Origin of the sequence: Streptomyces roseoviridis (genome assembly GCF_039535235.1) — a bacterium.
Taxonomy (GTDB): Bacteria; Actinomycetota; Actinomycetes; order Streptomycetales; family Streptomycetaceae; genus Streptomyces; species Streptomyces roseoviridis.
On sequence record NZ_BAAAWU010000001.1, the window covers coordinates 4,829,648 to 4,856,135 of the forward strand.

Sequence of the window (26,488 nt, forward strand, 5' to 3'; positions counted from 1 at the left end):
TGGCGCGCGGCAGACCGCTGTGCGGGCCGGGGGGACGGCTGGTCAGGACGCGCACTCGACGGCCTCCTCCGGCATCCGGGCCGCCGCCTCCAGCGCCTCGGCCCGCAGCGCCCGCGCCCGGCGCAGCGCCGCGACCGCCGGGTCGTCGGGGTCGCCCGACTCGCCCCGCGCCGCCGCCAGGACCGCGCCGATCGTCGTCAGGCCGCCCAGCTCGCCCCGCACCGAGCGGCCGAGCGTCGCGACCACGTCGGCGGCCCGCGCCCGCTCCCGGCAGTGGAAGGCCAGCTCGCAGGCGGCCAGGCACTCCGGCGCGTACGCGTGCGGCACGCACTCCACCGCCGCCGCCAGCTCCTCGGCCGAGCACTCCGCCACGTCGAACGTCACGCCCTCGGGCAGCGCCTCCGCGATCTCCTCGATCCGGGTGAGCCGGGAGAGCTGGCGCCGGGTCACCGACAGCTGCTTGCGGACGTCCACCGCCGAGGCCGTCGGCAGGTTGGAGAAGTCCTTGGGGCACACCAGCAGCACCGTGTGGGCCACCGCCGCGCCGTCCGTGAGGGCCGCGACCCGCTCCAGGGCGAGCACGTACACCGCCGCCTGCCGGGCCGCCGCGCCCACCTTCGACGCGTCGGCGGAACCGTCGATCATCGGGAAGGACTTGATCTCCACGACCGTCCACCGCCCGTCGGGGCGGACCACCACCGCGTCGGGCTCCAGATAGACCGGCGAGCCGGCGACCTCCAGGGCCAGCATCGGATGGTCGAGGAGCGCCCAGCGACCGGCCGCCGTCGCCTCCCGCAGCGCGAGGGCCGTGCGGGCCGCCCGGCCCTCGGGCCCGGCCGCCGCGAGCTCCGGCAGGTCCACCTGGGACGGCTCCTCGATGCCGAGCAGCCGCAGCAGCTCACGGCCGCCGTCCGCCTTCACCTTCGCCTCGAACGCGTTGCCCCGGGCGATCGCGAACTGCGACTGGCCGAAGCCCGAGGGGGCGCCCAGCTTCGCGGCGAGCGCGGTCTTGTCGACCCCGGCGCCGTCCAGGATCGCCCGCCGCCGGCAGCCGGGATTGGCGGCCAGCGCGGCCAGTGCCCGCGCGTCCAGCGGACGCGGCACCAGGGCCGGTCCGCGCAGCTCGGCGAGCCGATGCCGGAGTGTCGTCTGCGGCGGCCGGTGCGGGCCGCCGCCCAGGGATGCGCTCACCCGCGGAAGTCTCCCATCCGCCACTGACAAGCGGGGGGTTTCGGCGGCATTCGCCCCTGAACATCCCGTCGCGCACGCGCCGCCGCCGCACGCCGCGGGCCGCCCGTCGGGCGGACGTCGCCCGGCGGTCACCGCGCGTTCGGCCGCGGGACGGGTGGGCGATGATGGAGGTGCACTTGTTCCGTGGACCCCTGGAGAGCCTTCATGGCACCGCGCATCCTGCTCGCCCGGCACGGCCAGACCGAGTGGTCGCTGCTCGGCCGTCACACCGGCAGGACCGACATCCCTCTGCTGGACGAGGGCCGGCGCGGCGCCAAGCTCCTCGGCGAGCGCCTCGGCCGCGGCCCGTGGGCCGGCCTGGAGGGCGTCGAGGTGCGCACCAGCCCGCTGGCGCGGGCGCGGGAGACCTGCGAGCTGGCCGGTTTCGGCGCGAGGGCGGAGCACTGGGACGCGCTGATGGAGTGGGACTACGGCGCCTACGAGGGACTGACCCCGGCGCAGATCCAGGAGCTCCGTCCCGGCTGGCTGATATGGCGCGACGGCGTCCCCAAGGGGGAGACGCGCGCCGACGTCTCGGCCCGCGCCGACGAGGTGGTGGAGTGGGCCCGCTCGGCCGACCGGGACGTCCTCGTCTTCGCGCACGGCCACATCCTGCGCACCATCGGCGCCCGCTGGCTGGGCGAGGACATCTCCTTCGGCGCCCGCATCCGCCTCGACCCGACCAGCCTGTCGGTCCTGGGCTGGGCGTACGGTGCCCCGGCGATCGAGCGCTGGAACGACACCGGTCACCTGGAGTAGGCGGCCCCCGCCGGTGGTTCCCGCCGCGGCGGCGGGACGCGGACCGGCCCCGGCGGGTCAGTACGAGGCGAGGACCCGGCGGGTCTCCGCCAGCATCCGCCGGATGCGGGCGGACTCGACGCCGCCGAGGGACTCCTCCACCCGCTGGACCTCCGCCGCGGCCTCCTCGGGGCGGCCCGCGTGCGCCAGGTCGCCGGCGAGCTGAGCCCGGTAGAGGGCCAGGTTGCGGGCGAAGTGGGGGTTCTGCAGGACCGTGGCGCGCCGGGCGTGGCGGGCCGCGCGGGACCAGTCGCCGAGCAGCGACCAGCACTGGGCCTCCAGGGCCTGGAGTTCCGGCTCGCCGAAGAAGGACATCCACTCGGGGTCGCGGTCGCCGGGGCCGCGCTCGAAGAAGGCGTGGGCCCGGCCGAGGGCCTGCGCGCAGGCGGAGCGGTCGCCGAGACCGGCCCAGGCCCCCGCCTCCCGCAGGGTGAGCAGGGCGAGCAGCCGGGCGGAGCCGAGCGGCTCGGCGGCCCGCAGCCCGGCCTGCGCGGCCCGTACCGCCTCCCGGTACCGCCCCGAGTCCCTGGCCAGGAACGACGTGTTGCAGAAGGCGTGCGCTTCGAGGGCCGCGTCGCCCGCCACCCGGGCGGTGGCCAGTGCCTCGGCGTAGTGGGAGCGGGCGTCGTCGAGGCGGCCCGAGTCGTGGGCGAGCCAGCCGACGGAGATGGCCAGCTCGCCCGCGCCGTGGTGCAGCCGGTCGGCGGTGGAGCGGCGGGCGGTGACGCCCGCGTCGAGCAGGGCGTAGGCGGTGCGCAGCGGCTGGGTGGCCCGCCGGTAGAGGCCGTCGGCGCCGTGCCGGTCGTCGAGCAGCCGGATCTGCCGCACCGCGTCCTCGACGGCGCGGACCTCGGCGTCGCCGACACGGTGGACGCCCCGGGGGGCGGGGACGGCGGCGGCGGTGCCGCCGAGTCCCAGCGAGGCGGCCGCCACGGTGACGGTGCCGCCGGTCATGAACGCGCGACGCAGCACGTCGCTCTCCTCATCGTTCCGGGTGGTGATGGCGAGGGGCGGCGGCCCCCCGGCCGCCGTCACGGCGGCCGGGCGCCGGCCGCGCACGGCCTCCCGCGCCGAGAACCCCAGGTCGGCCAGGCTGAGTCCGGGGAACATGTGCAGGAAGACCCGCTCGTACGCGTAGTTCGGGCAGCGGATCTCACCCGCCTCGACGCGCCCGATGTAGCGGGCGTCGCAAGCGACCTGCTCGCCGATCTCCCGCGCCGCCCTGCGGACCTGCGCGGCGAACTCCGCCGGTGAGCGCTGCCCGCGGAGCCTGCGGAAGGCGAGATTGGGAACTGCCCGTGACAACGCCATGGCCGAGCCCTCTCCTGGTGCTGCCGGTGTTCCGGCGGGCAAGAACGTACCTGCTGTGACCACTCGCGCACGCAGGGTTTGGCAACAAATCGGATATCTCGCCCGCGATCTGCCATGAACTGCCATCCTTTGCGGCGGCGTGCCGCCGTAGCCGTTGACGCGCACGGGCGTTGAACCATGCGGAGAGACGGAACGTGTCTCCTCAGGAGCGAGGAGGGGTCCCATGGTGGAGACCGGAGCGATCGGGGTGACCGGATCGCAGTCGACCGAGCGGCACACGCCCACACAGGACGCCAGCGCGTCCCCCGCGTCCCGCGCCTTCGCCGCCGAGCCCTGTGACCTGGTGACCGTGCCCGCCCGGCAGGGCCTGGAGGCCGTGGACATCCTGCGCCGCGGCGGCGCCCCGGCGGTCGGCCCGGTCCTGCACGACGGCGCCTGCGACACCCTCGGCTTCCTGGTGCCGCCCGGCACGGCCGCGGCCTGGGACATGCCGGGCAGCGCCTGTACGAGGACGGACGGCCGCGGGCTGCGGCTGCCGGAACTGCCGGAGCTCCCCGGCCCCGACGGCGCCACCACCCGCCCGGCCGACTGGCTGCTGCCGCCCGGCGACGACGGCCAGGTCACCGACCCCACGATGCTGCGCGAGGCCCTGGGCCAGGCGGCCCGCCTGATCGAAGCGGCGGACAGCTGCCACTAGCGGGCGCCTTGCCGATCGGCCCGGATCCGGGCCGCGCCGCGCGCGCCGGGGCTCGTCGGGCGGGTGATTTCCCCCTGCGCCGATAATGGGCTCGTGGCAAGGAACAAGCAGCGGGAACGGGCGGCGGGAGCCGTCGCGGTCGTGGAGACCGTCGACGGCGGACTGGCCGAACTCATACCCGACCGGGAGCGCCCCCGCGGGTGGACGCTGCTCATCGACGGCGCGCCGCAGTCGCACGTCGACCTCGACGACCCCGCCCACCTCTCCTTCGAGTACCAGCGGCGCCTCGGTCACATCGCCGATCTCGCCGCCCCGCCGAACAAGCCGATCCAGGTCGTGCACCTCGGCGGCGGCGCCTTCACGCTCGCCCGGTACGTCGCGGCCACCCGCCCGCGCTCCACCCAGCAGATCGTCGAGCTCGACGCCCCGCTGGTGCAGCTGGTCCGGCGGGAGCTGCCGCTCGACGCCGCCGCCCGGATCCGGGTCCGCTCCACCGACGCCCGCGCCGGGCTCGGCAAGGTCCAGGACGGCTGGGCGGACCTGATCATCGCCGACGTCTTCAGCGGAGCCCGGACGCCCGCGCACCTGACCAGCACGGAGTTCCTGGCCGAGGTGCGGAGGGTGCTGCGGCCCGGCGGCTTCTACGCGGCCAACCTCGCCGACGGCCCGCCGCTGGCTCATCTGCGCGGCCAGATCGCCACCGCCGCCACCGTCTTCCCCGAACTGGCGCTCGCCGCCGACCCGACCGTCCTGCGCGGGCGCCGCTTCGGCAACGCGGTGCTGCTCGCCTCGGACCGGGAGCTGCCGGTGGCCGAGCTGACCCGCCGGGTGGCGACCGACCCGCACCCGGGGCGGGTCGAGCACGGGCGGGCGCTCGCCGACTTCACCGGCGGCGCGACGCCGGTCACGGACGCCAGCGCCAAGCCCTCTCCCGTACCGCCCGCGTCCGTCTTCCGCTGAGCCCTCCGGCGAGCCTTCCGCGGGCGGGTCAGCGCTCCTCGATCTCCACGCGGGGCGCCGTGTCGTGCCACACGCAGAACACGGAGATCTCCCGGCCGTCCTTGGTGAAGGTCACCCGGATCCAGGTCGGCTGCTTCCACACCTGCATCTGCCAGCCCGCGCCGGGCGTGGCGGAGACCAGCTCGGCCGAGGAGGGCCCCAGGTCGAAGACGACCCGGCCGCCGTCCGTGCCGTAACTCTTGACGTTTCCGCTGCCACCGCTGCCGCCGGTGGCGTCCGGGCCGCCGCCCGGACTGCTCGTCGCGGTCCTCGGGTCGGTGGGCCGGGGGGAGGGGGTGGCGGACGGCGACGTCGCCGGGCGGGCGGTGCTCGCCCGCGGCGACGGTGTCGGGGAGGAGGGGCGGGCGCTGTGCGTCGAGGAGGCCAGGGGGTCGGCGCCGCTGCCGGCGGAGTCCGCTGCGGCGGTCGTGCCGGCGGGGATGGGAAGGGCGCGGGGCGGGTCGTAGACCGTGCCGGACAGCACCGTGTGCACGCCCCACCAGGAGAGCGTGACGGCCGCGCCGGTGGCGAGCGACCACGCCAGCACGTGAACCAGTCCTCTTCGCATCCGGCTCATCCTGCCATCCCCCGAATGGCGTACGGTGCCGCCCATGGCAAGTGTGCTCGTGGTCGAGGACGACCAGTTCGTGCGCTCCGCCCTCATCCGGCACCTGACCGAGGCCTCCCACACCGTGAGGAGCGTCGGCACGGCCCTGGAGGCGCTGCGCGAGGTCGCCCATCACCGTTTCGACGTGGTCGTCCTCGACCTCGGACTGCCCGACCTGGACGGCGCCGAGGCGCTGAAGATGCTGCGCGGGATCACCGACGTACCGGTGATCATCGCGACGGCCCGCGACGACGAGACGGAGATCGTCCGGCTGCTCAACGACGGCGCGGACGACTACCTGACCAAGCCGTTCTCGGTGGAACACCTGTCCGCCCGGATGGCCGCCGTGCTGCGGCGGGCCCGGTCGGCCGCCGGTGAGGCACCGCCCTCGCGGGAGATCCGGGTCGGCGGCCTCGCCATTGACCCGCTGCGCCGTCAGGCGGCGCTCGACGGCACCCCCCTCGACCTGACCCGCCGCGAGTTCGACCTGCTGGCCTTTCTCGCGGGGCGGCCGGGAGTGGTCGTGTCGCGCAAGGAGCTGCTCGCCGAGGTGTGGCAGCAGTCGTACGGGGACGACCAGACCATCGACGTCCACCTGTCGTGGCTGCGGCGGAAGTTGGGCGAGACGGCCGCCCGGCCGCGCTACCTGCACACCCTGCGCGGGGTGGGCGTGAAGCTGGAGCCGCCGCAGGAACCCCAGGAACACCAGCTGTCGGAGGAGCACCGGCCGCCCCAGGAGCACCAGGTGCACCAACTGCCGCAGGAGCACCAGGTGCACCAGCTGCCGCAGGTGCACCCGGAGCCCCCGGCGCACCGGGAGTCCCGGCCGTGAGATGGGCGCTCGTCAAGGTGTCGCTGGCCGTGACCGTCATGGTCGTCGTCGCGTTCGCCGTACCGCTCGGCCTGGTGGTCAAGGAGATGGCCCGCGACCGGGCGTTCTCCAACGCCGAGCGCCGCGCCGCCGGTCTCGCACCGGTCCTCGCCATCACCACCGACCGCCGGCAGCTGGAGCGGGCCGTCGCCACCACCGACGACGGAGCCGAGGGCCGGCTCGCCGTCCACCTGCCGGCCGCCGGTGAGCCGGACGGCAGGGGCGAGGAGATCGGCAGCAGCCGGGTCAGCGACGAGGACCTGGCCACCACCCGGGCGCTCGGCCGGGCGACCATCGCCGAGGTGCCGGGCGGCTCCGCGCTGCTCCAGCCGACAGCCGTCAGCTCCGGGCGTGTCGCGATCGTGGAACTCTTCGTCCCCGAGGGCGAGGTGTCCAACGGGGTCGCCACCGCCTGGCTGGTCCTGGCCGCGGTCGGCCTCGCCCTGATCGTCGGCTCCGTGGCCGTCGCCGACCGGCTCGGCCTCAGGATGGTCCAGCCCGCCCAGCGGCTCGCCCGCGCCGCCCACGAGCTGGGCGAGGGCAAACTCGGCGCCCGGGTGCGGGAGGAGGGGCCGCCGGAGCTCAAGTCGGCCGCCGTCGCCTTCAACTCGATGGCCGACCAGGTCGTCCAGCTCCTCGCCAACGAACGGGAACTGGCCGCCGACCTCTCCCACCGGCTGCGCACCCCCCTGACCGTGCTGCGGCTCAACGCGGCCTCCCTGGGCTCCGGCCCGGCGGCCGACCAGACCCGGGCCGCGGTCGAGCAGCTGGAGCGCGAGGTCGACACGATCATCCGTACCGCGCGGGAGGCGAAGCCGCAGACCCAGGCCGCCGGCCCGGTCATCGGCTGCGACGCCGCGGAGGTCGTGCGCGAGCGGATGGGCTTCTGGTCGGCCCTCGCCGAGGACGAGGACCGCAAGGTCCGGGTCGCGGGCCTCGAGCGGCCGGTGCGGATCCCGGTCGCCCGGCCCGAACTCGTGGCCGCGCTCGACGCCCTGCTCGGCAACGTCTTCCGGCACACCCCGGAGGGCACCGCCTTCTCGGTCGACCTCCACAACGGCGACGACGCCGTGATCATCCTGGTCTCGGACGCCGGACCGGGCATCCCCGATCCCGCCGCCGCCCTCGCCCGCGGCGCGGGCAGCGGCCGGGACGGCTCCACCGGGCTCGGCCTCGACATCGTGCGGCGGATGGCCGAGGCCACCGGCGGCGACGTGCGGATCGGGCACTCGGTGCTCGGCGGCACCGAGGTCCGCATCTGGATCGGTCTCGACGGCCGGCGCACGACCGGCACCGCCGGCCGACGCGCCCGCAGGACCGCCACCCGCCGCCAGAAGAACTGACCGGCGCCGGGCGGCCGCCGTTCGGGACCCGTCCGCACCCCAACCTTTAATCGTTCCGATGGCTGCCTTAAGCGGAGCCTAAGAATCCTCAACCCGGCCCTCCTGGTGGGCATTTGTCCGTTTCCCTGTCGCTAGCGTGCTGCCGCACCCCACCACCCCACCCCCGGCACACAGAGGCAGGCACGCGATGGGCAGCAACGCGCAGCGGACTTCGCACCGGCGCAGGACGAGCGGCAGGACCAAGGTCGTCGGCGCGGTCGTCGCCGCCGCGGTGATCGGCGGCGCGGCCTTCGCGTTCTCCGGGACCGCCCAGGCCGCTGCCGTCGGCGCCGCCTACACCAGGACCAGCTCCTGGACCGGCGGCTACACCGGCCAGTACGTGATCACCAACGAGACTTCCACCGTCCAGTCGGGGGGCTGGACGCTGGAGTTCGACCTGCCCGAGGGCACCACGATCGGCTCCCTCTGGAACGGCGAACACACCGTCTCCGGCCGTCACGTCACCGTGACCCCCGCCAGCTGGAACCGGCAGCTCGCCCCCGGCCAGTCCGTCACCGTCGGCTTCGTGACCTCCGCCTCCGGCACGGCCGGCGACCCCGTCGACTGCCGCATCAACAAGGCCGCCTGCTCCGCCGGCGGAGCCACCCCCACTCCCAGCGGCCGCCCCACCGGGCAGCCCACCCCGACCGCCGTCCCCACGCCGAGCACGCCCACGCCCACCGCCACCCGGACGGCGACCGCGAGCCCCACCCCGACGCCCGTTCCCACCTCCACGGCCACCCCCGCGCCCGGCACGGCCGCCCGCTACGCCCCGTACGTCGACACTTCCCTCCATCCCGCCTACGACCTGCTCTCCACGGCCGACCAGACCGGTGTGAAGGAGTTCAACCTCGCCTTCATCACCTCCGGAGGCAGCTGCGCTCCGCTGTGGGGCGGCGTCACCGACCTCGCCTCCGACAAGGTGGCCGCCCAGATCGGTGCCCTGCGCGCCAAGGGCGGTGACGTCCGGGTCTCCTTCGGCGGCGCGGCCGGTCACGAACTCGCCCTGAACTGCTCCACGTCCACGGCCCTCGCCGCCGCGTACGGCAAGGTCATCGACCACTACAAGCTCACCAAGGTCGACTTCGACATCGAGGGCGCCGCCCTGCCGGACACGGCCGCCAACACGCGCCGCGCCCAGGCCATCGCCCAGCTGCAGAAATCCCACCCGGGCCTGAACGTCTCCTTCACCCTGCCGGTCATGCCCGAGGGCCTGACCCAGCCCGGCGTCGACCTGCTCGCCGACGCCCGGCGGAACGGGGTCCGCGTCGACACCGTGAACATCATGGCCATGGACTACGGGCCGGCCTACAGCGGTGACATGGGCCAGTACGCGATCTCGGCCGCCACCGCGACCCAGGCGCAGATCAAGGGCGTCCTCGACCTGTCCGACGCGGCCGCGTGGAAGGCCGTCGCCGTCACCCCGATGATCGGTGTCAACGACGTCGTGTCCGAGGTCTTCAAGGTCGACGACGCCACCCAGCTCGTCGACTTCGCGAAGTCGAAGGGCATCGGCTGGCTGTCGATGTGGTCCTCGACCCGCGACAAGCAGTGCGCGGCCGGAGCGGTGAACTACGCGGACGCCACCTGCTCCTCGATCCTGCAGCAGCCGCTGGCCTTCACCCGGGCCTTCGCCGCTTACAAGTAGCCACCCCCGCCGGCCGGTTCACCGGCCCCGTACGGCGCGCTCCGGCCGGAGCCACCCCACCCCCGGCCGGGGCGCGTCCTCCTGTCGTCCGGCGTGCTCCAGGAACTCGGCCATCAGCTTCCCCCACGCCTCCGGGTTCTCCGCGAAAGGAGCGTGGCCCGTGGCCAGTTCCGTCAGGCGGGCGCCCGGTATGGACGCGGCGACCCCGCGGTGGAGGGCGGGCGAGACCAGGCGGTCCTCGGTGGTGGAGACGACGAGGGTCGGCACGGTCAGGCGGGGCAGGTCGGCCCGGACGTCCGCGCGGGCCACCAGGTCGGCGTGGTCGGCGCTGCCCGGCGGGATCGACTCGGCGGTGAGGCGGACGGCGGCCTCGACGGCCTCGGTGGTCAACGCCTCCAGCGTGGCCGCACCGAAGGCGAGCGGGACCAGGAGGCGGGCCAGCAGCTCGGGCCGGTCGCCGTCCGCGAGGTCCCGCCACAGGAGGGCGGTCTGGCGCAGGGCGTGGTCGGCCAGGGCGAAGGGGGCGGTGAGGACGAGCGCCGACACGCGCTCGGGGTGCCGGGTGGCGGCCCGTACGGCGACGGCCGACCCCAGTGAGTACCCGGCGACGGCGAACCGTGCCGCCCCCGCCGCGTCGGCCGCGGCGACGAGGCCGTCGGCGAGCGCGTCCAGGTCGAGCGGTGCCGTCGCGCGTGGTGCGGCGCCCGTGCCGGGCAGGTCGAAGCCGACGACCCGGCGTCCCCCTGCAGCCAGGGCCTCGCGGACCGGGGCGAAGTTGGCCTCGATGCCGCCGCCCGCGCCGTGCGCGAGCAGCAGCGGCAGCGGCTCCCGCGCGGACTGCTGCCCGGCGGGCGACTCCCGCGCGGGCTCCTTCCGGGCGGACTGCTCCGGGGCATGTCCCCCGGCGGGCGGAGCGGCATGCGTGCCGGCGTGCGGCGTGGCGTATGTGGTCATGGTGGGTCCCCCCGTCTCTCCCGCCCGCACGTGATTCCCATTTCTGTAGCGGGCGCTACGAAATCAACATGCCCACCGTACCACCTTTCATAACGCCCGCTACAGAATAATGAAGAGAGAGACAGAGAGACAGGAGAGGGTTCCTAGCGGGCCGCCCGCCACTCCTCCGCGTAGTCGTTGAAGATCGCCCGCAGGTGGTGGCCGATCTTCAGGTAGTCCAGGTCGTCCAGGTTCGCCAGCGACACCCGTACCGACCACTGCGGCCCGTCGAAGCCGCCGCCGTTGAGCAGCACCACCCGCGTCTGCTCGGCAAGCCGGAACAGCGGGTCCACCGGCTCGTAGTTCTTCTCCAGGAAGTCCGCGAAGTCCTTGCCGTGCACCCGCTCCGCCTCCGCGAGCAGGTCCAGCTCGATGTAGTAGCCGGCCCGCTGCCCGTCCTCGGCGATCTTCATCTGGGCGCCTTCGAGGAGCAGGTCGAGCCGTCCGCGCACGATCCCGCGGATCCTCTCCTTGTACGCCTGGCCCTCCTCCAGCATGTCGAAGAGCGAGAAGAGCGTCATCATCACCTGCTGCGGCAGCGAGAGCCCGGCCGTGTGGTTCAGCGCCACCTGCCGCGAGTCCGCGACCATCCGGTCGACGAAACGGATCTTCTCCGGTTCGAGCGACAGCGTCCCGTACCGTCTGGCCAGGCGCTCCTTCTCCGCCGCGGGAAGCTCCGCGATCATCCGGTCGATCATGTTGTCGTCGTTGAGCCCGATCACACCGAGCCGCCAGCCCGTCGCCCCGTAGTGCTTGGAGTACGAGTAGACGAGCAGTGTGTGGTGCGGCAGTTCGGCGGCGATCGAGCGGAAGCCCGGCACGAAGGTGCCGTAGACGTCGTCCGTCACGATCACCAGGTTCGGGTTGCTGGTGGCGACGATCTCCTTGATCTGGCCGGCGACCCGCTCGCTCAGCGCCAGCGAGGGCGGGTTGGACGGGTTGACCAGGCACAGCAGCCTGATCGACGGGTCGGCCAGCTTGGCGACCTCCTCGGTCGGATAGCGCCACTCCCGGACGCCCGTCTCCGCGAAGAGCGAGGCCTCGATCGGGACGACCTCGAACTCGTACGTGTCGAGCTCGGGGATCTCGATGTACGGCGTGAACACCGGCACCATCAGGGCGATCCTGTCGCCCTTCTTCAGGATCCCGTTCTTCACCAGGGAGTCGAAGACGTAGCACATCGCCGCCGTGCCGCCCTCGGTCGCGAAGTACGACATCGTCCCGGCCGGCGGCCGCCCGTCGAACAGCTCGTCCTCCACGTAGCCGCGGACGATCCGCTCGGTGTGCGGGAGGATCCGGTCCGGCACCGGGTAGTTGTCGCCGATCGAGCTGTCGGTGAGCTCGTGCACGAAGGCGTCCTTGTCGAAGCCGAAGCGGTCGACCGCGTACGCGACGCACTTCTGGAGCAGTTCGATCCCCGGCAGGTCCGGGTGCTGCCGTACGAAGGCGTCGAACCGCGCGCCCGAGCCGGCCGGCTCCGGCATCCCGCCCAGGTCGTCGGCGGTCCACACGCGCCGCGACTCGGAGAGCGCGAAGTAGCCGAGCGCGTAGAACGCCTCGCGGGGTCCGGTCGCCGTCCAGTTGGGGTTGCCCCGGCCCGCGTTGAGCATCTGGACCTGCGTCTTGCCCTTCTGGCCGGGCTCGTCGGCCTGCGCCGACGTGGCGATCTGGATGAACTTGTCCTTCAGCTCGAAGGGCGACAGCTGCGCGAAGGACTTGATCTCGTCACGGGTGAAGCTGGTCTTCGGCACGACGGGACTCCTCGGAGGGGGTCGGAGGGAGCGGGAGAAGGAAGGGAAAGGGGGACAGGGAGGGGAGAGGGAGACAGGAAAGGAGGGGGGAGGCGGGGGAGGGATCAGTGGTGGAGGATGACGATCACCGCGCCCCAGATCGTCAGCAGCACGTTCCCCACCGCGTACGGGATCGTGTAGCCCAGCGTCGGGACCTGCGAGCGGGATTGCTCGTTGATCGCGCCGATCGCCGCGGTGGTGGTCTGACCGCCGGCCAGCACGCCCATCAGGACCGGGAAGCGGATCTTCTGGATGTAGTGGCCGACCAGGAAGCCCACGATCAGCGGCGCCACGGTCGCCACCGCGCCCCAGACGAGCAGCCCCCAGCCGGCCGTCGAGAGCCCGCTGGTGAAGCTGGGCCCGGCGTTGATGCCGACGACGGCCACGAACAGGCACAGGCCCAGGGTGTCCATGAACCACTGGGCGCCCGGCGGGACGTTGCCGTACGTCGGGTACTTGCCGCGGATCCAGCCGAAGACCAGACCCATGATGAGCGCGCCGCCGGAGGTGGAGAGCGAGATCGGCACGCCCGACACGGTCAGCGCCGGGATGCCGACGCACCCGCCGAGGAAGACACCGAGACCGACCCACAGCATGTCGGTGGCGAAGGAGGTCGGCACCGGCTTTCCGATGGCCCTGCCCGCCGGGTCCACCAGGCGGCGCGGGCCGGTCAGGACGACCGTGTCGCCCCGCTCCAGGCGCGTGGAGAGGCGGTAGGGGAACTCGGCACCCGAGCGGTACAGCTTGTCGACGTACACGCCGGCCATGAAGGGCTCCCGGCGCAGCTCCGCGATCGTCCTGCCCAGTTGCGCCTTCTCCGAGGCGACCACGTGCAGCGTCTCCGTCTCGTAGCCGAGCAGTTCGACGTCGTCGGTCTCGGGGCCGATGTGGGTACGGGCGTCGAAGGCGACGAGCGAGCCGCGCAGGGCGCTGACGGCCACGACGTCGCCCGAGCGCAGCACGGTCCGCTGGTCGTGCGGAAGGATCTGGCCGCCGCGCCGGACCCGGGTGATGTAGATGCGGTGGCCGAGCTCCTCCTGTTGGTTCTCGAAGTCCTCGATGGTCCGGCCGGCCAGCGGCGAGTGGTCCATCTGGTACGCGCGGAGCACGACCTCGTAGTAGCCCTCGGCCAGGTCGGGATCGTCCCCGGGCGCGTCCAGCTCCTTGGCGAGCTGCGCCGACTCGGCGGCCAGGTCGCGCCTGTAGAGCCGGGGCAGGACGTTGGCGAGGAGCATCGCGCACAGGATCGTCCCCAGCGGATAGGTGACCGCGTAGCCGATGGCGACGAGGTTCTCCTCGTTCCTCACCTGGGCGGCGGACAGGCCGGGAAGGTTGCCGATGGCGTCCTGGGCGACACCGATGACCGCGGACTGGGTGAGGGCGCCCCCGAGCAGTCCGGCCGAGAGGCCGGGGCCGTAACCGAGCATCGCCGCGAAGCCCCAGGAGACGAGCAGCCCGGTCACGCAGACGACGAGGGCGTTGACGACCTGCGGGAGACCGTCCTTCTTCAGGCCGCGGAAGAACTGCGGTCCGACCTTGTAGCCGAGGGCGAAGAGGAAGAGGGTGAAGAAGAGGTTCTTCACCGTGCCGTCGATGGTGATCTCGAACTGGGCGCCGAGCAGCAGTCCGGCCACCAGGCAGCCCGTCACGGCACCGAGCGCGATCGCCTTGTAGCGGAGCTTGCCGAAGAGGAAGCCGAGGGCGACGGTGATGAAGATCAGCAGCTCGGGGTGGGGCTGGAAGACGTTCCGGTTCAGGAAATCGATCATGCGGTGATCCGTCCACTCCGGTGACGCATGGGGCCCTGGTGGCTCGGGCGATTCCGGTGACACATGGGGCCCCGGTGGCTCGGGCGACTCCTGTGGCACATGGGGCCCCGGTGACGCGCCGGGCTTCGGCGGTTCACCGGTTCACGCCCCGAGGATCCCGACCAGCAGCGGGCCGGTCAGCGGCAGCAGGAAGTTCGACAGGGCGTAGGTGATCGTGTAGCCGAGCATCGGCACCGAGCTCTGGGCGACCTGGGTGACCGAGGTGATGGCGGGCGTCGAGCACTGCTGGCCGGCGATGGCGCCGATGAGCAGCGGCGGCTCGATCCGCAGGAACCTGCGCCCGATGACGAGCGAGAGCGTCGCCGGTACGAGCACCATGGCGACACCCGCGACCGGGAGCAGCGCCCCGTACTCCTTGAGCAGCGGCCAGGCCTGCGGCCCGGAGACCAGACCGGTGCAGGCGATGAAGACGGCCAGGCCCATGTCCTTCAGGGTGGTCGCGGCCTGCGGCGGGAAGGCGCCGAAGGTCTGGCTGCGGGAGCGGAACCAGCCGAAGAGCAGCCCGGAGATCAGACAGCCGCCGCCGGTGCCGAGCGACAGCGGCACGTCGCCGAGCTTCACCACGATCTGGCCGATCAGCGAGCCGACCGCGATGCCGGCGCCCAGGTAGATGAAGTCGGTGGCGTCGTTCTTCACCACCGAACCGATCTTCGCCACCAGCCGGCCCAGGCCCGAACGGGCGCCGACCAGGGTGAGCACGTCGCCGCGCTGGACCACGGTGTCGGGGTTGGCGGGCAGCATCTGGTCGCCGCGGAGCACCTCGGTGACGTAGACGCCGCTGGTGGCGAACTCCGGGTGCTCCTTCTGCAGCCCGTCGAGGGACTTGCCGGAGACGGAGGTGTCGGTGAGGGAGACCTGGGTGGTGGCGAGGGGGGTGTCGAGGCCGGGGACCGCCGGGGTCTCGGGTCCGATGATCCGGCCGGCCTCGATGATGTTGGCCCGCCGGCCGACGGCCAGGACCAGGTCGGAGAGGGTGAGCTCGAAGTCCGGCGGCGGGGGAGTGAGGACCTGGCTGCCCCGTTTGACCGCCTCGACCGTGATCCGGTTGCCGAGCGAGGACTCCAGGTCGCGGACGGTGCGGCCGTCGGCCTGGGTGACGAGGAAGGTGCGGCCGACCATGCCGGGCAGGGCCTCGCGCTCGTCGGCCTCCAGGCCGCCGCTGCCGCCGCGCATCCGCTCCCACAGCTCGCGCGAGGCGTCGCGGAGGTTGATCCGCAGCATCATCGGCATGAGCTGGCTGGTGTAGATCACGATGGTGACCAGGCCGAAGAGGTAGCAGACGGTGTACGCGGTGGCCACATGGCCCTGGTAGGTCGTGATCTGCTCGGCCGTCAGGCCGTCGAGCTTGCCGATGGCCTCGGTGGCGGTGCCGACCACGGCGGACTCGGTGGCGGCGCCGGCGAGGATGCCGGAGGCGGTGCCGACGTCGAGGTCGAAGCCCTTGGCGAGGCCGTACGCGATGCCGACCACACACACGAGCTCGATGCCGCAGAGCGCGAAGAAGCGCAGGCTCTTCCGGTTGAGGTTGGCGAAGAACTGGGGCCCGGCCATGTAGCCGAGGGCGAAGATGAAGATCGCGAAGAAGACGGTCTTCACGTCGCCGTCGACCTGGACCTTGGTCCAGGCGCCGAGGAGCAGCGAGACGATCAACGTGCCGCAGATGCCGCCGAGGGTGATGGGGCCGACCCGCAGCTTGCCGACGAGATAGCCGGCGCCGAGGCAGAGGAAGACGGCGAGTTCCGGATGGTCCTTGATCACTCCCACCGGGTCTCACCGGGCCCGCGGGTGAAGGAATGTGAAGATATAGGACATATGGGGACGCTAGCAGCGGTGTACGGGACGGGCTGGCCGCCTCGGCCGTACGGGTGAGGGTGCGCTGCGTCGCCACGTGGCCCCCGACCGTGGCGGTGCCCGCCCCCGGTGCCGCTCGCCCGCTCCTGGGGGCAGGAACGGGGAAACGGCCGAGGCCCCGGTTCTCTCGAACCGGGGCCTCGGCCATCAGGGTGAGTAACGGGACTCGAACCCGCGACATCCTGGACCACAACCAGGTGCTCTACCAGCTGAGCTATACCCACCACGACCGGCGGTTTTCCCGAAGGTTTCCCCGACCGGCCGAGAAGAAGTCTACAGGGTCCGGGAGGGTGCTCGCGCACACGTTTTCCCGCGGGGGACGACGGGCGCGAGCGGACGCCCTACGCGGGGTGGGTCAGCCCGGGGATGACGTGACGGGCCGCGATCTGCTTGGCGGTGTCCGAGTCCGGGCCGGGCTGCGGGACGAAGATCGCCTCGCGGTAGTAGCGCAGCTCCGCGATGGACTCGCGGATGTCGGCGAGCGCCCGGTGGTTGCCGTTCTTCTCCGGACTGTTGAAGTACGCCCTCGGGTACCAGCGGCGGGCCAGCTCCTTGACCGAGGAGACATCGACGATCCGGTAGTGCAGGTGGCCCTCCAGGGCCGGCATGTCCCGTGCGAGGAAGCCGCGGTCGGTGGAGACCGAGTTCCCGCACAGCGGAGCCTTCCCGGGCTCCTTGACGTGCTCGCGGATGTACGCGAGCACCTGGGCCTCGGCGTCGGCGAGGGTGGTGCCCTCGGCGAGGGCGTCGAGCAGTCCCGAGGCCGTGTGCATCTGGCGCACGATCTCCGGCATGGTCTCCAGGGCCGCGTCCGGCGGGCGGATCACGATGTCCACCCCTTCGCCGAGCACGTTCAGTTCCGAGTCGGTGACCAGTGCGGCCACCTCGATGAGTGCGTCGTCCGTCAGCGAGAGCCCGGTCATCTCGCAGTCGATCCACACCATGCGATCGTTCATGCGTCCTACCTTATGGCCGAAGTACGGCCGCGGGCCCCCCTGGGAGGTGTCCCAGGGGGGCCCGCGGTTTCTCGGTGCGCGGCTTGTGGCTCGCGCGGTACGGGTGCCCGTGCGGCCGGGCTACGGGGCGCTGCGCTGTCCCGGCAGGGCCGGGCGGCCGGAGGCGAAGACGTCCGAGGCCGGCTTGCCGTGGTCCAGCGGGTGGGGCGGACGGCGGGGGCCGGCCGGGACCTGCGCCTGGGCCGGGACGACCGAGTCGAGGACCGCCGTGCCGCCCTCGCCCTGCGGACGCCTGGCCCGGTACGCGGCCCGGTAGGCGGCCGGCGAGGAGCCGAGCTGCCGCCGGAAGTGCCCGCGCAGCGCCACCGGGGACCGGAAGCCGCAGCGGCCGGCGACCTCGTCGACCGAGTAGTCGGAGGTCTCCAGGAGGCGCTGCGCCTGGAGCACCCGCTGGGTGATCAGCCACTGCAGCGGGGCGGAGCCCGTCAGCGAGCGGAAGCGGCGGTCGAAGGTCCGCCGTGACATGTACGCACGGGCCGCCAGGGTCTCCACGTCGAACTGCTCGTGGAGGTGCTCCAGCGCCCAGGCGACGACCTCGGCCAGCGGGTCGGCGCCGATCTCCTCGGGTAAAGACCTGTCGAGGTAGCGCTCCTGACCGCCGGTGCGCCGCGGCGGGACGACCAGGCGGCGCGCCAGGGCGCCCGCGGCCTCCGTGCCGTGGTCGGTCCGCACGATGTGCAGGCACAGGTCGATGCCCGCCGCGGTGCCGGCCGAGGTCAGCACGTCGCCGTCGTCGACGAAGAGCTCCCGCGGGTCCACGTGGACCGAGGGGTAGCGCTTGGCGAGCGTCGGCGCGTACATCCAGTGCGTGGTCGCCGGGCGGCCGTCGAGCAGCCCGGCCGCGGCGAGGACGAACGCGCCGGTGCACAGACCGACGATGCGCGCGCCCTCCTCGTGTGCCCTGCGGAGCGCTTCGAGCGCTTCGGGGGGCGGCGGCGAGGTGATCGAGCGCCAGGCGGGCACGACGACGGTGCCAGCCCTGCTGATGGCCTCGAGGCCGTACGGTGCGGAGAGTTCCAGCCCGCCGGTGGTCCGCAGCGGGCCGTCCTCGCCGGCGCAGACGAGCAGCCGGTAGCGGGGCACGCCCGCGTCCTGCCGGTCGATGCCGAAAACGGAGAGCGGGATGGAGCTCTCGAAGATGGGGCCACCGCTGAACAGCAGTACCGCGACGACTTCGCGACGGCGGCGCCCGGACAGCTTCCGTGCCGCCTCCGGTGCGGCAGAGTGGTCCTGGCTCATGACGCTAAGCCCCCCTCGGTGTTGGCGTCTCCCTGGTCGTGTCGCTGTGCCACGTTTCCCCTCGGTTTTGCACGAGACCCCAGTCTTCGGTACCCATGATCGAATCTACTGCGTCCCGTGGCACCGGCGTGACACGTTCTCCGTCCGGCACATTGTCGACATGGCAACTTGGCGCGAAGCATTCGATCGCCGAGAGCGGTCCGGAACGGCGATGCCTGGCCGTACGCGGGGCGAGCGGGCTTCGGCCAAGGACGCGCCAAGCGATGGAACTTGGCCGAAAACATACGGGATCGGCTGTGCGACCCTGTCAACTCCGCGAGTGGTTCGCGGCCGGGCGGGGGCGCCCCCGGCCGCCGTGCGACCCCGCGCGGGAACCGGCGTGCGCCTCGGCGCGCAGCCCGCGCTCGGACCGGCGCAGCAGCACCCGGCAGACGGCCGTCACGGCGGCGAGCCCGAGGGCCGCGCCGGCCGCGCCGCCCACCGACGAGCCGTAGACGAGGAGCACGACCGGGACGAGGACGCACGCGAAGACCGCCCAGCGCACCACGTCGCTCACCGCGTCCGGCCCCGGACCGCCCGGCGCCCCCCGCCCGCCCGGCGCCGCCGGCTCCGGTGCCCGGCGGCGCCCGCGCGGCCCGGCGGTCCGGCCCGCCGGGCCGGTGCGGGGCGGCACGAAGACGGCCGTGACGGTCTCGGCGGAGGCCAGCGCCGCGGCGCGGGCGGCGGAGGCCGTGGCGGGACCGGTGGCGGCGCGGGCCTCGCCGGCGGTGTCGGTAGCGGTGCCGATGGGTGACGGTGCGGGCACGGGCGAACTCCCTGCGACGGTGGCGTGACCTGTGGGAACGAGGAGCGGAACGTTCCGGTCACTGCGCGGGGCGTCCGTTTGGCCCCCGTACGGACGCCTGTAGGGCACATCCGGCATTGCGCTACGGCGCGGGGCTCGTGCATGCTCCCTGGAACGCCGTACGGACCCTGCTGCGGCGCCACCGAGGGCCGGCCACAGCGGCCCCTGGGCACGAGAGGAGTGTCGCCGTACCCTTGGGGGTATGGCCTTGGGAAGATGATTCCCGGACGCTGCTCCGCCGCCAACCGTTGTTCCGCTCCCCGTCCTTTCCGTCCCTCTCATGAGGACCCTCTTCGCCGAGACACCGATGGCCGGTCACGAAATCCCCGAACCCGCGGACCGCAAGCGCGTCGCCGATTCCACGGTCGACCCCCTCGCGGTGGAACAGCCACGCCACGCCTGCGACCCGGCCTTCCGGCACGGAGTGGTCGTCGGCTTCGACGGCTCCACGTCCAGTGAACGCGCCCTCGCGTACGCCATCGGCATGGCCCGCCGTTCCGGCTCGGGCCTGATCATCGTGCACGTCGCCAACCGGCTGCCCACCACCGTGTGGGCCGGCTGCGAGCCGCCGGTCTTCGTCGACGTGCCCGACCACCGCACCGAGGTCCTCGGGCTCGAGCTCGCCTGCGCCGAACACCTCGCCGAGGTGCCCTGGATCCTCGTCGAGCGCGGTGGCGACATCTGTCACGAGCTGGAGGAGGTCGGCCGGGAGTACGCGGCCGACGCGATCGTGGTCGGCTCCACGCACGGCATCGTCGGCCGGATCTTCGGCTCGGTGGCCGGGCGCCTCGCGCGGCGCGCCCAGCGTCCCGTCGTCGTCATCCCGTAGCGCGTCCCCCGGCGCCGCCTCAGCGCGTCCCCCGGCGCCGCCTCGCGGCGCGAACGCACCGTCCGCTCCTCGGGGCGACTCCCTCAACTCCCTTGATACGGCCATATTTTCGGCCTTCCTCAGGTGATTTGTGCGCTTGTGAAGGGTACATAAAGTCCACCGGAACAAAGCAGCCCACGCAGCACGACTGCGCACCTGAAGGGAGCCCGCCGTGGACAACGAAGTCGCCGCGGGAAACACCACCGCCACGCTCGGACGCCTCGCACTCGGACTGACCCTGCTGGCCTTCGGCCTCGGCTCCACCGGCGTGATCGACCACGTCGGCGCGGCGGACGCGGCCGGACTGGCGACCTGGGTCGGCGGTGTGACCCTGTTCCTCGTCGGCCTGCTCGCCCTGCGCGCCGGCAACACCGCCGAGGGCACCGCCTCTTCGGCGCTCGGCGCCTTCTGGTTCACCTGGGGCACGGGCGTCGGTGACAGCGGCTCGGCCGAGGCCGCCGGTCTGTTCCTGCTGCTGTGGGCGCTGCTCGCGCTCACCCTGACCGCGGCCGCGAAGGGCAGCGGGCTCTTCGGCCAGGGCGTCCACGGGCTGCTGTTCGTCGCCCTGCTGCTCATGGGCACAGGCGCCCTCGCCGACCACGCGGGCCTCGGCAAGGCGGGCGGCTGGGTCGCCGCGGTGGCCGGCCTCGCGGCCTGGTACGGCGCCACGGCGGCGGTCGCGGGGTGGCCGACCTCCCTGGCCCGCCGCAGCCGCGGCGCGGCGACGGCGAGCTGAGCCGTGAAGCCGTAACGGCGCGAAAAGGGCGGTCCCTGTGCTCCTGGGAAGCACAGGGACCGCCTTCGTGTCCGGTCGACCGCCGGGGGACAGGCCCGGCGGGCGGGGCTCCGGGGGACAGGCCCGGGGCCCCTGCGTGCTACTCGACCGTGACGGACTTGGCCAGGTTGCGCGGCTTGTCGATGTCGCGGCCCATGGCGAGTGCCGTGTGGTAGGCGAGGAGCTGGAGCGGGATGCCCATGAGGATGGGGTCGAGCTCGTCCTCGTTCTTCGGCACGACGATGGTGTGGTCGGCCTTCTCCTGCGGCTGGTGGGCGACCGCGAGGATGCGGCCGCTGCGGGCCTTGATCTCCTCCAGGGCGGCGCGGTTCTTCTCCAGCAGGTCGTCGTCGGGGACGATGGCGACGGTCGGCAGGGCCGGCTCGATCAGGGCGAGAGGGCCGTGCTTCAGCTCGGAGGCCGGGTACGCCTCGGCGTGGATGTAGGAGATCTCCTTCAGCTTGAGGGAGGCCTCCAGGGCGACCGGGTAGCCCCGGACGCGGCCGATGAACATCATCGACTGGGCGCCGGCGTACTCCTTGGCCAGCTTCTTGATCTCGTCCTCGGTCTTGAGGATCTCCTCGATCTGGCCGGGCAGCTTGCGCAGGCCCTCGATGATCCGCTTGCCGTCGGTGACGGACAGGTCGCGGATGCGGCCGAGGTGCAGGGCGAGCAGCGCGAAGGCGACCACCGTGTTGGTGAAGCACTTGGTGGAGACGACGCAGACCTCGGGGCCGGCGTGCACGTAGACGCCGCCGTCGGCCTCGCGGGCGATGGCCGAGCCGACCACGTTGACGACGCCGAGGACCCGGGCGCCCTTGCGCTTGAGCTCCTGGACGGCGGCGAGGACGTCGTAGGTCTCACCGGACTGGGAGACGGCGATGTAGAGGGTGTCGGGGTCCACGACCGGGTTGCGGTAGCGGAACTCGGAGGCCGGCTCGGCGTCGGCGGGGATGCGGGCCATGCCCTCGATGAGGGAGGCGCCGATCAGACCGGCGTGGTACGAGGTGCCGCAGCCGAGGATCTTGATCCGGCGGATGGAGCGGGCCTCGCGGGCGTCCAGGTTGAGGCCGCCGAGGTGCACGGTGGAGAAGCGGTCGTCGATCCGGCCGCGCAGCACGCGGTCGACCGCGTCGGGCTGCTCGGAGATCTCCTTGTGCATGTACGTGTCGTGGCCGCCCATGTCGTAGGAGGCGGCCTCCCACTCCACGGTCTCCGGGGTGGCGTTGGTGGACGCGCCGGTGGTGGTGTAGGTGCGGAAGTCGTCGGCCTTCAGGGTGGCCATCTCGCCGTCGTCGAGGGTGACGACCTGGCGGGTGTGGGTGACCAGGGCGGCGACGTCGGAGGCGACGAACATCTCCTTCTCGCCGATGCCGAGGACGACCGGGGAGCCGTTGCGGGCCACCACGATGCGGTCGTTGAAGTCGGCGTGCATGACGGCGATGCCGTAGGTGCCCTCGATGTGCTTGAGCGCCTCGCGGACCTTCTCCTCCAGGGAGTCGGCCTGGGAGCGGGCGATGAGGTGGGTGATGACCTCGGTGTCGGTCTCGGAGGCGAAGACGACGCCCTCGGCCTCCAGCTTGGCGCGCAGCTCGGCCGCGTTGTCGACGATGCCGTTGTGGACGACGGCGACCTTGTTCTCGGGGTCGAGGTGCGGGTGGGCGTTGACGTCGCTCGGGGCGCCGTGGGTGGCCCAGCGGGTGTGCGCGATGCCGGTGGTGCCGGCGAAGCGCTTGGGGACCCGGGCCTCCAGGTCGCGGACCCGGCCCTTCGCCTTCACCATCTTCAGGCCGGCGGCCTTGGGGCTGGTGACGACGATGCCGGCGGAGTCGTACCCCCGGTACTCCAGGCGCTGCAGACCTTCCAGCAGCAGGGGAGCGACGTCACGCTTGCCGATGTAACCGACGATTCCGCACATAAAGGTGTAAGCCCTCCAGGTAGTCAGGTGTGCCCGGCCGGTGCTCAGCCGTAGACGATCCGGCGCAGCTGCCGGAGGGAGAGCTCCGGCGGCGCCACGGCGCGGTGCGGCAGCTCGGCCGCGATCCGCTCGAAGATCTCGGCGTTCACCGAGCCGCCGGACTGGAGTTCGCGGTGGCGGCGCCGGACGAACTCCTCGGTCGACTCGTCGAAGTACGCCAGCACGTCGAGCACCACCCGGGCGGCCTCACCGCGCTGGAGCGCGGTGCTGCGGACCAGATGGTCGATGAGGTCGTCGTGCGACGGTCGGCGTTCGAGCACCCGTGAATACTGAGGGGTATCGCAGGTTCATTGCAAGAATCCTGCCCGATATCGGGCAGGTGCGGTCTTGATCACGCCGCCGGATGGGCTAATTGGTCTACACCTTGACCGCAGGAGGGGCACACGGTACGCATGGTGACCGTTCGGACACGACCTGCTCGCCACCGCACTCCCCATCGAAGGGACCTGCCCGTGAGACAGCGCAGCACGTTTCCGCGCCTCCTCCGCCCCCGCCTCCTGCGCCCGCTCCTCCTGCTCGCCGCCGGCCTCTCGGCCCTCGGCGCGACGACCGCCCCGCCACCCGCGCCCGCCCCGGCCGCCGGCGTGACGCCGCTCGGCGCCGTCATCCCCGCCCCCGCCTCCGTCACCCCCGGCGGAGCGCCGTACACGCTCACCCGCACCACCGCCGTCCGCGTCGACTCCGCCGACCGCGAGGTCCGCGACATCGGCCGCTACCTCGCCGGACTGCTCCGCCCCTCCACCGGCTACCCGCTGCCCGTCGTCGACGACGACGCGGCCCGCGGCGGCATCCTGCTCCGGCTCGACCGGGCCGCCACCGCCCTCGGCGACGAGGGATACGAACTGCGCTCCGCCCGCGCCGGGGTGACCCTCACCGCCCGCGCGCCCGCCGGACTCTTCCGCGGCGTGCAGACCCTGCGCCAGCAGCTCCCCGCGGCCGTGGAGAAGCGGACCGTGCAGCCCGGCCCCTGGCGGATCGCGGGCGGCACCGTCACCGACACCCCGCGCTACGCCTACCGGGGCGCCATGCTCGACGTCTCCCGCCACTTCTTCACCGTCGAGCAGGTCAAGCGGTACATCGACCAGCTCGCCCTCTACAAGATCAACAAACTGCACCTCCACCTGAGCGACGACCAGGGCTGGCGCATCGCCATCGACTCCTGGCCCCGGCTCACCACCCACGGCGGCTCCACCCAGGTCGGCGGCGGCCCCGGCGGCTTCTACACCAAGGACGACTACCGCGAGATCGTCCGCTACGCCGCCTCCCGCCACCAGGAGGTCGTCCCCGAGATCGACATGCCCGGCCACACCAACGCGGCCCTCTCCTCCTACGCCGAACTCAACTGCGACGGCGTCGCCCCTCCCCTCTACACGGGCACGGAGGTCGGCTTCAGCACCCTGTGCGTGCGGAAGGAGATCACGTACGACTTCGTGGACGACGTGATCCGCGAGCTGGCCGCGCTCACCCCCGGCCGCTACCTCCACATCGGCGGCGACGAGGCGCACTCCACCAGCCACGCCGACTACCTCGCCTTCATGGACCGGGTGCAGCCGGTGGTCGCGAAGTACGGCAAGACCGTCATCGGCTGGCACCAGCTCACCGGCGCCCGGCCCGCACCCGGCGCCCTCGCCCAGTACTGGGGCCTGGACCGCACCTCGGCGGCGGAGAAGGAACAGGTCGCGGCGGCCGCACGGGCGGGGACGCGGCTGATCCTCTCCCCGGCCGACCGGGCCTACCTCGACATGAAGTACGACAAGGACACCCCGCTCGGCCTGTCCTGGGCCGGATACGTGGACGTGCGCCGCTCCTACGACTGGAACCCCGGCGCGTACCTGGCCGGAGTGCCGGAGACGGCCGTCGCGGGTGTCGAAGCGCCCCTGTGGACCGAGACGCTCTCCACGAGCACCCACCTCGACACGATGGCCTTCCCGCGCCTGCCGGGCGTGGCCGAACTGGGCTGGTCACCGGCGGCCACGCACGACTGGGAGGCGTACCGGCTGCGCCTCGCGGCGCAGGGGCCCCGGTTCGAGGCGCTGGGGATCGCGTACCACCGCTCGGCGCAGGTGCCGTGGGAGTAGGCCGACGGGCCCGCAGGCCGGCGTACCGGTAGACCGGTTGGCCCGACTGTGGGTGCGGGGCGGGGCGGCGGTGCGGAGACTGTCGGCATGACCGAGCCGAAGGAGGAGCCGTCCCGCCCGGACACGCCGCCGCCTCCGCCGTCGCCGATGACGTCGCTCCTCGGCAAGGCGGCGTACGTGGTGGCGCCGGGGACGGCCGTCATCGGCCTGCTGTACTACTTCGGCAGCGTGTACACCGACGCCTATTACGCGAGCTTCGGTGTGCCGGCGGCCGACCTCCAGCTTTCCGTCCAGGCCTACCTGGCCAGGAGCCCGGAGGCGATCTTCGGTCCGGTGTGGTTCCTGCTGGTGTGCGGACTGGTCGTCCTGCTGGTGCTCGGACGGGTCGGCCATGTGCTGGCCCGTCCGGGACGAGCGCGCCTGCGCCGAACGGTGTGCCGATGGCTCCTCGCCGTGGGCCTGCTGATGGCGATGCTGGGGTTTCCGGTCTTCTTCGGGCGGGAGATCTGGGTACCGCTTCCCAAGAGCTGGTGGGGGACCGAGTACGTCCCGATCCTCGTCGTGGCCCTGGGGGCCACCCTGGCCTTCTTCGCCGTGCAGCAGCGTCTGCAGCGGAGCGCGAACGCCCCGGACCGACACGACGAGACCGCCGACCGGATGTGGGCCGGAGGCGGCGCCCTGCTGATCGGGCTGCTGGCCATGAGCCTGTTCTTCGGCATGACCCGGTACGTGGGTGACGCCGGGGAGATCGACGCGTGGACGGCCAAGGAAGGCGGTCACGCCGAGAGCCTGCGCGTGGTCGTCTACTCGCGCATCCCGCTGACGCACGACGCGAAGCACATCACGTACCGGGACGTCGGGACCGCGAAGGGCCCCTACCGGCACCAGTACCGGGGATTCCGCCTGCTCGTGAAGTCCCCGTCCCGCTTCTACCTGGTGTCCCACGCCTCGCGGAGCCAGGACCACCTGACGGTCGTCCTGCCCGACGACGACTCCGTGCGGGTGGCCCTGACCTCGTCCGTCAGGTGATGTCGGTGTCCGGGGACGGGTCGGTGTCGGTGTCGGTGTCCGGGTCAGTGGTCTCGGTCGGGGTCGTGTCGGTGGGGAGCGGACTCTCGCTCGTCGGCGACCCGGTGTCCGTGGGGCCGTCGCCGACCGCTTCCCCGGAGTAGGGCACGACGACCGCCGTGCCTCCGCTCTCGAAGGTCATCTCTCCGGAGAAGGACCCCTCTTCGAGGGGGGTCACGTCGAGATTCATCACACAGCTCCCGCCTCCGGGCAGCACCTCGGGACAGGTGCCGCGATCCGCCTGCGCCAGCGTCTTGTGATCGTTCGGCGCCGCACGGGGAGTCCCGAGGGGCACGGACCCGTCGGAGGTGTTCCTGACGTGCACCGGCACGCGCTTCTTCTCGCGCACCTTCGCGGTCGGCACGTGGGCCGGGGCGGCCTGGCCGCCACCGCCGGGGAAGAGCTCCGCCGTGCCGCCCGGCTCCGCGCTTCCCGTCGGGGTCTGCGTGGTCTCCGTCGGGCCGTCCGGCGTACCGGATCCGCCCCCGCACCCGGCCACCCCCGCAAGGGCCACCGCCAGTGCCGTACCCACGAGCCCCCGCGCGATTCGAGTCATCACCCGGCCAAGCTGGCACAGCCACCGCCGGTAGTCGACGAGCCCGGCCCCGTGACACAG

The 26,488-nt window shown here is 72.8% G+C and carries 22 protein-coding genes, 1 tRNA gene and 1 pseudogene; 10 read left to right on the forward strand and 14 right to left on the reverse strand.

Annotation, left to right across the window (positions count from 1 at the left end; genetic code table 11):
- Positions 1-42: 42 nt before the first annotated feature.
- Complete coding sequence (locus ABD954_RS21920) at positions 43-1,191, reverse strand: hypothetical protein (protein ID WP_345488067.1); 1,149 nt, start codon at positions 1,189-1,191, stop codon at positions 43-45.
- A gap of 204 nt (positions 1,192-1,395) precedes the next feature.
- Between ABD954_RS21920 and ABD954_RS21925 the strand changes: the two genes are divergently transcribed.
- Complete coding sequence (locus tag ABD954_RS21925; protein WP_345488070.1) at positions 1,396-1,989, forward strand: histidine phosphatase family protein; 594 nt, start codon at positions 1,396-1,398, stop codon at positions 1,987-1,989.
- Between the two features lie 57 nt (positions 1,990-2,046).
- Here the strand turns inward: ABD954_RS21925 and ABD954_RS21930 are convergent, their stop codons facing one another.
- Entirely contained in the window at positions 2,047-3,339 is a 1,293-nt protein-coding gene (locus ABD954_RS21930) for an NsdA family TPR-like regulatory protein (RefSeq protein ID WP_345488072.1), read from the reverse strand.
- 223 nt (positions 3,340-3,562) lie between these two features.
- On the opposite strand from ABD954_RS21930, the gene ABD954_RS21935 reads away from it, so the two are divergent.
- Complete coding sequence (locus tag ABD954_RS21935; protein ID WP_345488074.1) at positions 3,563-4,036, forward strand: hypothetical protein; 474 nt, start codon at positions 3,563-3,565, stop codon at positions 4,034-4,036.
- Positions 4,037-4,129: 93 nt separating this feature from the next.
- Positions 4,130-4,996, forward strand: a complete 867-nt coding sequence (locus ABD954_RS21940; RefSeq protein ID WP_345488076.1) for a spermidine synthase — start codon at positions 4,130-4,132, stop codon at positions 4,994-4,996.
- A 28-nt stretch (positions 4,997-5,024) separates the two neighbouring features.
- Here the strand turns inward: ABD954_RS21940 and ABD954_RS21945 are convergent, their stop codons facing one another.
- Positions 5,025-5,612 (reverse strand): hypothetical protein, encoded by a 588-nt coding sequence (locus ABD954_RS21945; RefSeq protein WP_345488078.1) that lies wholly within the window; start codon positions 5,610-5,612, stop codon positions 5,025-5,027.
- Positions 5,613-5,646: 34 nt separating this feature from the next.
- Between ABD954_RS21945 and ABD954_RS21950 the strand changes: the two are divergent.
- From ABD954_RS21950 to ABD954_RS21960, 3 genes and pseudogenes are all read left to right on the forward strand, one after another.
- Positions 5,647-6,342: pseudogene (locus ABD954_RS21950) on the forward strand (response regulator transcription factor); the annotation flags it as partial.
- A 128-nt stretch (positions 6,343-6,470) separates the two neighbouring features.
- Entirely contained in the window at positions 6,471-7,856 is a 1,386-nt protein-coding gene (locus tag ABD954_RS21955; protein WP_345488082.1) for a sensor histidine kinase, read from the forward strand.
- Between the two features lie 187 nt (positions 7,857-8,043).
- A complete protein-coding gene (locus tag ABD954_RS21960; protein ID WP_345488084.1) occupies positions 8,044-9,543 on the forward strand; it encodes a glycoside hydrolase family 18 protein in 1,500 nt (499 codons plus the stop codon).
- A gap of 18 nt (positions 9,544-9,561) precedes the next feature.
- Here the strand turns inward: ABD954_RS21960 and ABD954_RS21965 are convergent, their stop codons facing one another.
- The 8 genes from ABD954_RS21965 to ABD954_RS22000 all read right to left on the reverse strand — a co-directional run bounded on the left by ABD954_RS21965 (position 9,562) and on the right by ABD954_RS22000 (position 19,066).
- The gene (locus tag ABD954_RS21965; RefSeq protein WP_345488086.1) at positions 9,562-10,497 is read right to left on the reverse strand and encodes an alpha/beta fold hydrolase; all 936 of its coding nucleotides are present in this window, start codon (positions 10,495-10,497) and stop codon (positions 9,562-9,564) included.
- A gap of 143 nt (positions 10,498-10,640) precedes the next feature.
- The gene (locus tag ABD954_RS21970; protein WP_345488088.1) at positions 10,641-12,287 is read right to left on the reverse strand and encodes a bifunctional aspartate transaminase/aspartate 4-decarboxylase; all 1,647 of its coding nucleotides are present in this window, start codon (positions 12,285-12,287) and stop codon (positions 10,641-10,643) included.
- Between the two features lie 104 nt (positions 12,288-12,391).
- Positions 12,392-14,095 carry an aspartate-alanine antiporter gene (gene aspT, locus ABD954_RS21975; RefSeq protein ID WP_345488090.1) on the reverse strand — a complete coding sequence of 568 codons (1,704 nt, stop codon included), beginning with the start codon at positions 14,093-14,095 and terminating at the stop codon, positions 12,392-12,394.
- Positions 14,096-14,236: 141 nt separating this feature from the next.
- Positions 14,237-15,919, reverse strand: coding sequence for an aspartate-alanine antiporter (gene aspT, locus ABD954_RS21980; protein WP_345488092.1), 1,683 nt, complete (start codon positions 15,917-15,919; stop codon positions 14,237-14,239).
- Positions 15,920-16,157: 238 nt separating this feature from the next.
- Positions 16,158-16,230 (reverse strand) — tRNA-His (locus tag ABD954_RS21985).
- Between the two features lie 117 nt (positions 16,231-16,347).
- The gene (orn, locus tag ABD954_RS21990; protein WP_345488094.1) at positions 16,348-16,962 is read right to left on the reverse strand and encodes an oligoribonuclease; all 615 of its coding nucleotides are present in this window, start codon (positions 16,960-16,962) and stop codon (positions 16,348-16,350) included.
- A gap of 120 nt (positions 16,963-17,082) precedes the next feature.
- The gene (locus ABD954_RS21995; protein ID WP_345488096.1) at positions 17,083-18,261 is read right to left on the reverse strand and encodes a helix-turn-helix domain-containing protein; all 1,179 of its coding nucleotides are present in this window, start codon (positions 18,259-18,261) and stop codon (positions 17,083-17,085) included.
- Between the two features lie 307 nt (positions 18,262-18,568).
- Positions 18,569-19,066 (reverse strand): hypothetical protein, encoded by a 498-nt coding sequence (locus ABD954_RS22000; RefSeq protein WP_345488098.1) that lies wholly within the window; start codon positions 19,064-19,066, stop codon positions 18,569-18,571.
- A gap of 346 nt (positions 19,067-19,412) precedes the next feature.
- Here ABD954_RS22000 and ABD954_RS22005 point away from each other — a divergent pair, with 346 nt between their 5' ends.
- Together ABD954_RS22005 and ABD954_RS22010 are read left to right on the forward strand one after the other, a co-directional pair.
- Complete coding sequence (locus ABD954_RS22005; RefSeq protein WP_345492381.1) at positions 19,413-19,934, forward strand: universal stress protein; 522 nt, start codon at positions 19,413-19,415, stop codon at positions 19,932-19,934.
- 211 nt (positions 19,935-20,145) lie between these two features.
- Positions 20,146-20,709 (forward strand): GPR1/FUN34/YaaH family transporter, encoded by a 564-nt coding sequence (locus tag ABD954_RS22010; protein WP_345488100.1) that lies wholly within the window; start codon positions 20,146-20,148, stop codon positions 20,707-20,709.
- Between the two features lie 139 nt (positions 20,710-20,848).
- On the opposite strand, the gene glmS is transcribed toward ABD954_RS22010, so the two are convergent.
- Positions 20,849-22,666 (reverse strand): glutamine--fructose-6-phosphate transaminase (isomerizing), encoded by a 1,818-nt coding sequence (glmS, locus tag ABD954_RS22015; RefSeq protein ID WP_345488102.1) that lies wholly within the window; start codon positions 22,664-22,666, stop codon positions 20,849-20,851.
- A 44-nt stretch (positions 22,667-22,710) separates the two neighbouring features.
- Entirely contained in the window at positions 22,711-22,986 is a 276-nt protein-coding gene (locus ABD954_RS22020; protein ID WP_345488104.1) for a hypothetical protein, read from the reverse strand.
- 132 nt (positions 22,987-23,118) lie between these two features.
- Here ABD954_RS22020 and ABD954_RS22025 point away from each other — a divergent pair, with 132 nt between their 5' ends.
- Positions 23,119-24,804 (forward strand): beta-N-acetylhexosaminidase, encoded by a 1,686-nt coding sequence (locus ABD954_RS22025; RefSeq protein WP_345488106.1) that lies wholly within the window; start codon positions 23,119-23,121, stop codon positions 24,802-24,804.
- Between the two features lie 87 nt (positions 24,805-24,891).
- The gene (locus tag ABD954_RS22030) at positions 24,892-25,833 is read left to right on the forward strand and encodes a hypothetical protein (RefSeq protein ID WP_345488108.1); all 942 of its coding nucleotides are present in this window, start codon (positions 24,892-24,894) and stop codon (positions 25,831-25,833) included.
- Here the strand turns inward: ABD954_RS22030 and ABD954_RS22035 are convergent.
- A complete protein-coding gene (locus ABD954_RS22035; protein WP_345488110.1) occupies positions 25,826-26,431 on the reverse strand; it encodes a hypothetical protein in 606 nt (201 codons plus the stop codon). The genes ABD954_RS22030 and ABD954_RS22035 overlap by 8 nt on opposite strands.
- Positions 26,432-26,488 lie beyond the last annotated feature (57 nt).

Excerpts from the sequence above, each read along its gene's own strand:
- ABD954_RS21925 (WP_345488070.1), top strand. The coding sequence starts at position 1,396 with ATGGCACCGCGCATCCTGCTCGCCCGGCACGGCCAGACCGAGTGGTCG.
- ABD954_RS21930 (WP_345488072.1), bottom strand. The coding sequence starts at position 3,339 with ATGGCGTTGTCACGGGCAGTTCCCAATCTCGCCTTCCGCAGGCTCCGC.
- ABD954_RS21935 (WP_345488074.1), top strand. The coding sequence starts at position 3,563 with ATGGTGGAGACCGGAGCGATCGGGGTGACCGGATCGCAGTCGACCGAG.
- ABD954_RS21945 (WP_345488078.1), bottom strand. The coding sequence starts at position 5,612 with ATGAGCCGGATGCGAAGAGGACTGGTTCACGTGCTGGCGTGGTCGCTC.
- ABD954_RS21960 (WP_345488084.1), top strand. The coding sequence starts at position 8,044 with ATGGGCAGCAACGCGCAGCGGACTTCGCACCGGCGCAGGACGAGCGGC.
- ABD954_RS21965 (WP_345488086.1), bottom strand. The coding sequence starts at position 10,497 with ATGACCACATACGCCACGCCGCACGCCGGCACGCATGCCGCTCCGCCC.
- aspT (WP_345488090.1), bottom strand. The coding sequence starts at position 14,095 with ATGATCGATTTCCTGAACCGGAACGTCTTCCAGCCCCACCCCGAGCTG.
- orn (WP_345488094.1), bottom strand. The coding sequence starts at position 16,962 with ATGAACGATCGCATGGTGTGGATCGACTGCGAGATGACCGGGCTCTCG.
- ABD954_RS21995 (WP_345488096.1), bottom strand. The coding sequence starts at position 18,261 with ATGAGCCAGGACCACTCTGCCGCACCGGAGGCGGCACGGAAGCTGTCC.
- ABD954_RS22005 (WP_345492381.1), top strand. The coding sequence starts at position 19,413 with ATGGCCGGTCACGAAATCCCCGAACCCGCGGACCGCAAGCGCGTCGCC.
- glmS (WP_345488102.1), bottom strand. The coding sequence starts at position 22,666 with ATGTGCGGAATCGTCGGTTACATCGGCAAGCGTGACGTCGCTCCCCTG.
- ABD954_RS22025 (WP_345488106.1), top strand. The coding sequence starts at position 23,119 with ATGGTGACCGTTCGGACACGACCTGCTCGCCACCGCACTCCCCATCGA.
- ABD954_RS22030 (WP_345488108.1), top strand. The coding sequence starts at position 24,892 with ATGACCGAGCCGAAGGAGGAGCCGTCCCGCCCGGACACGCCGCCGCCT.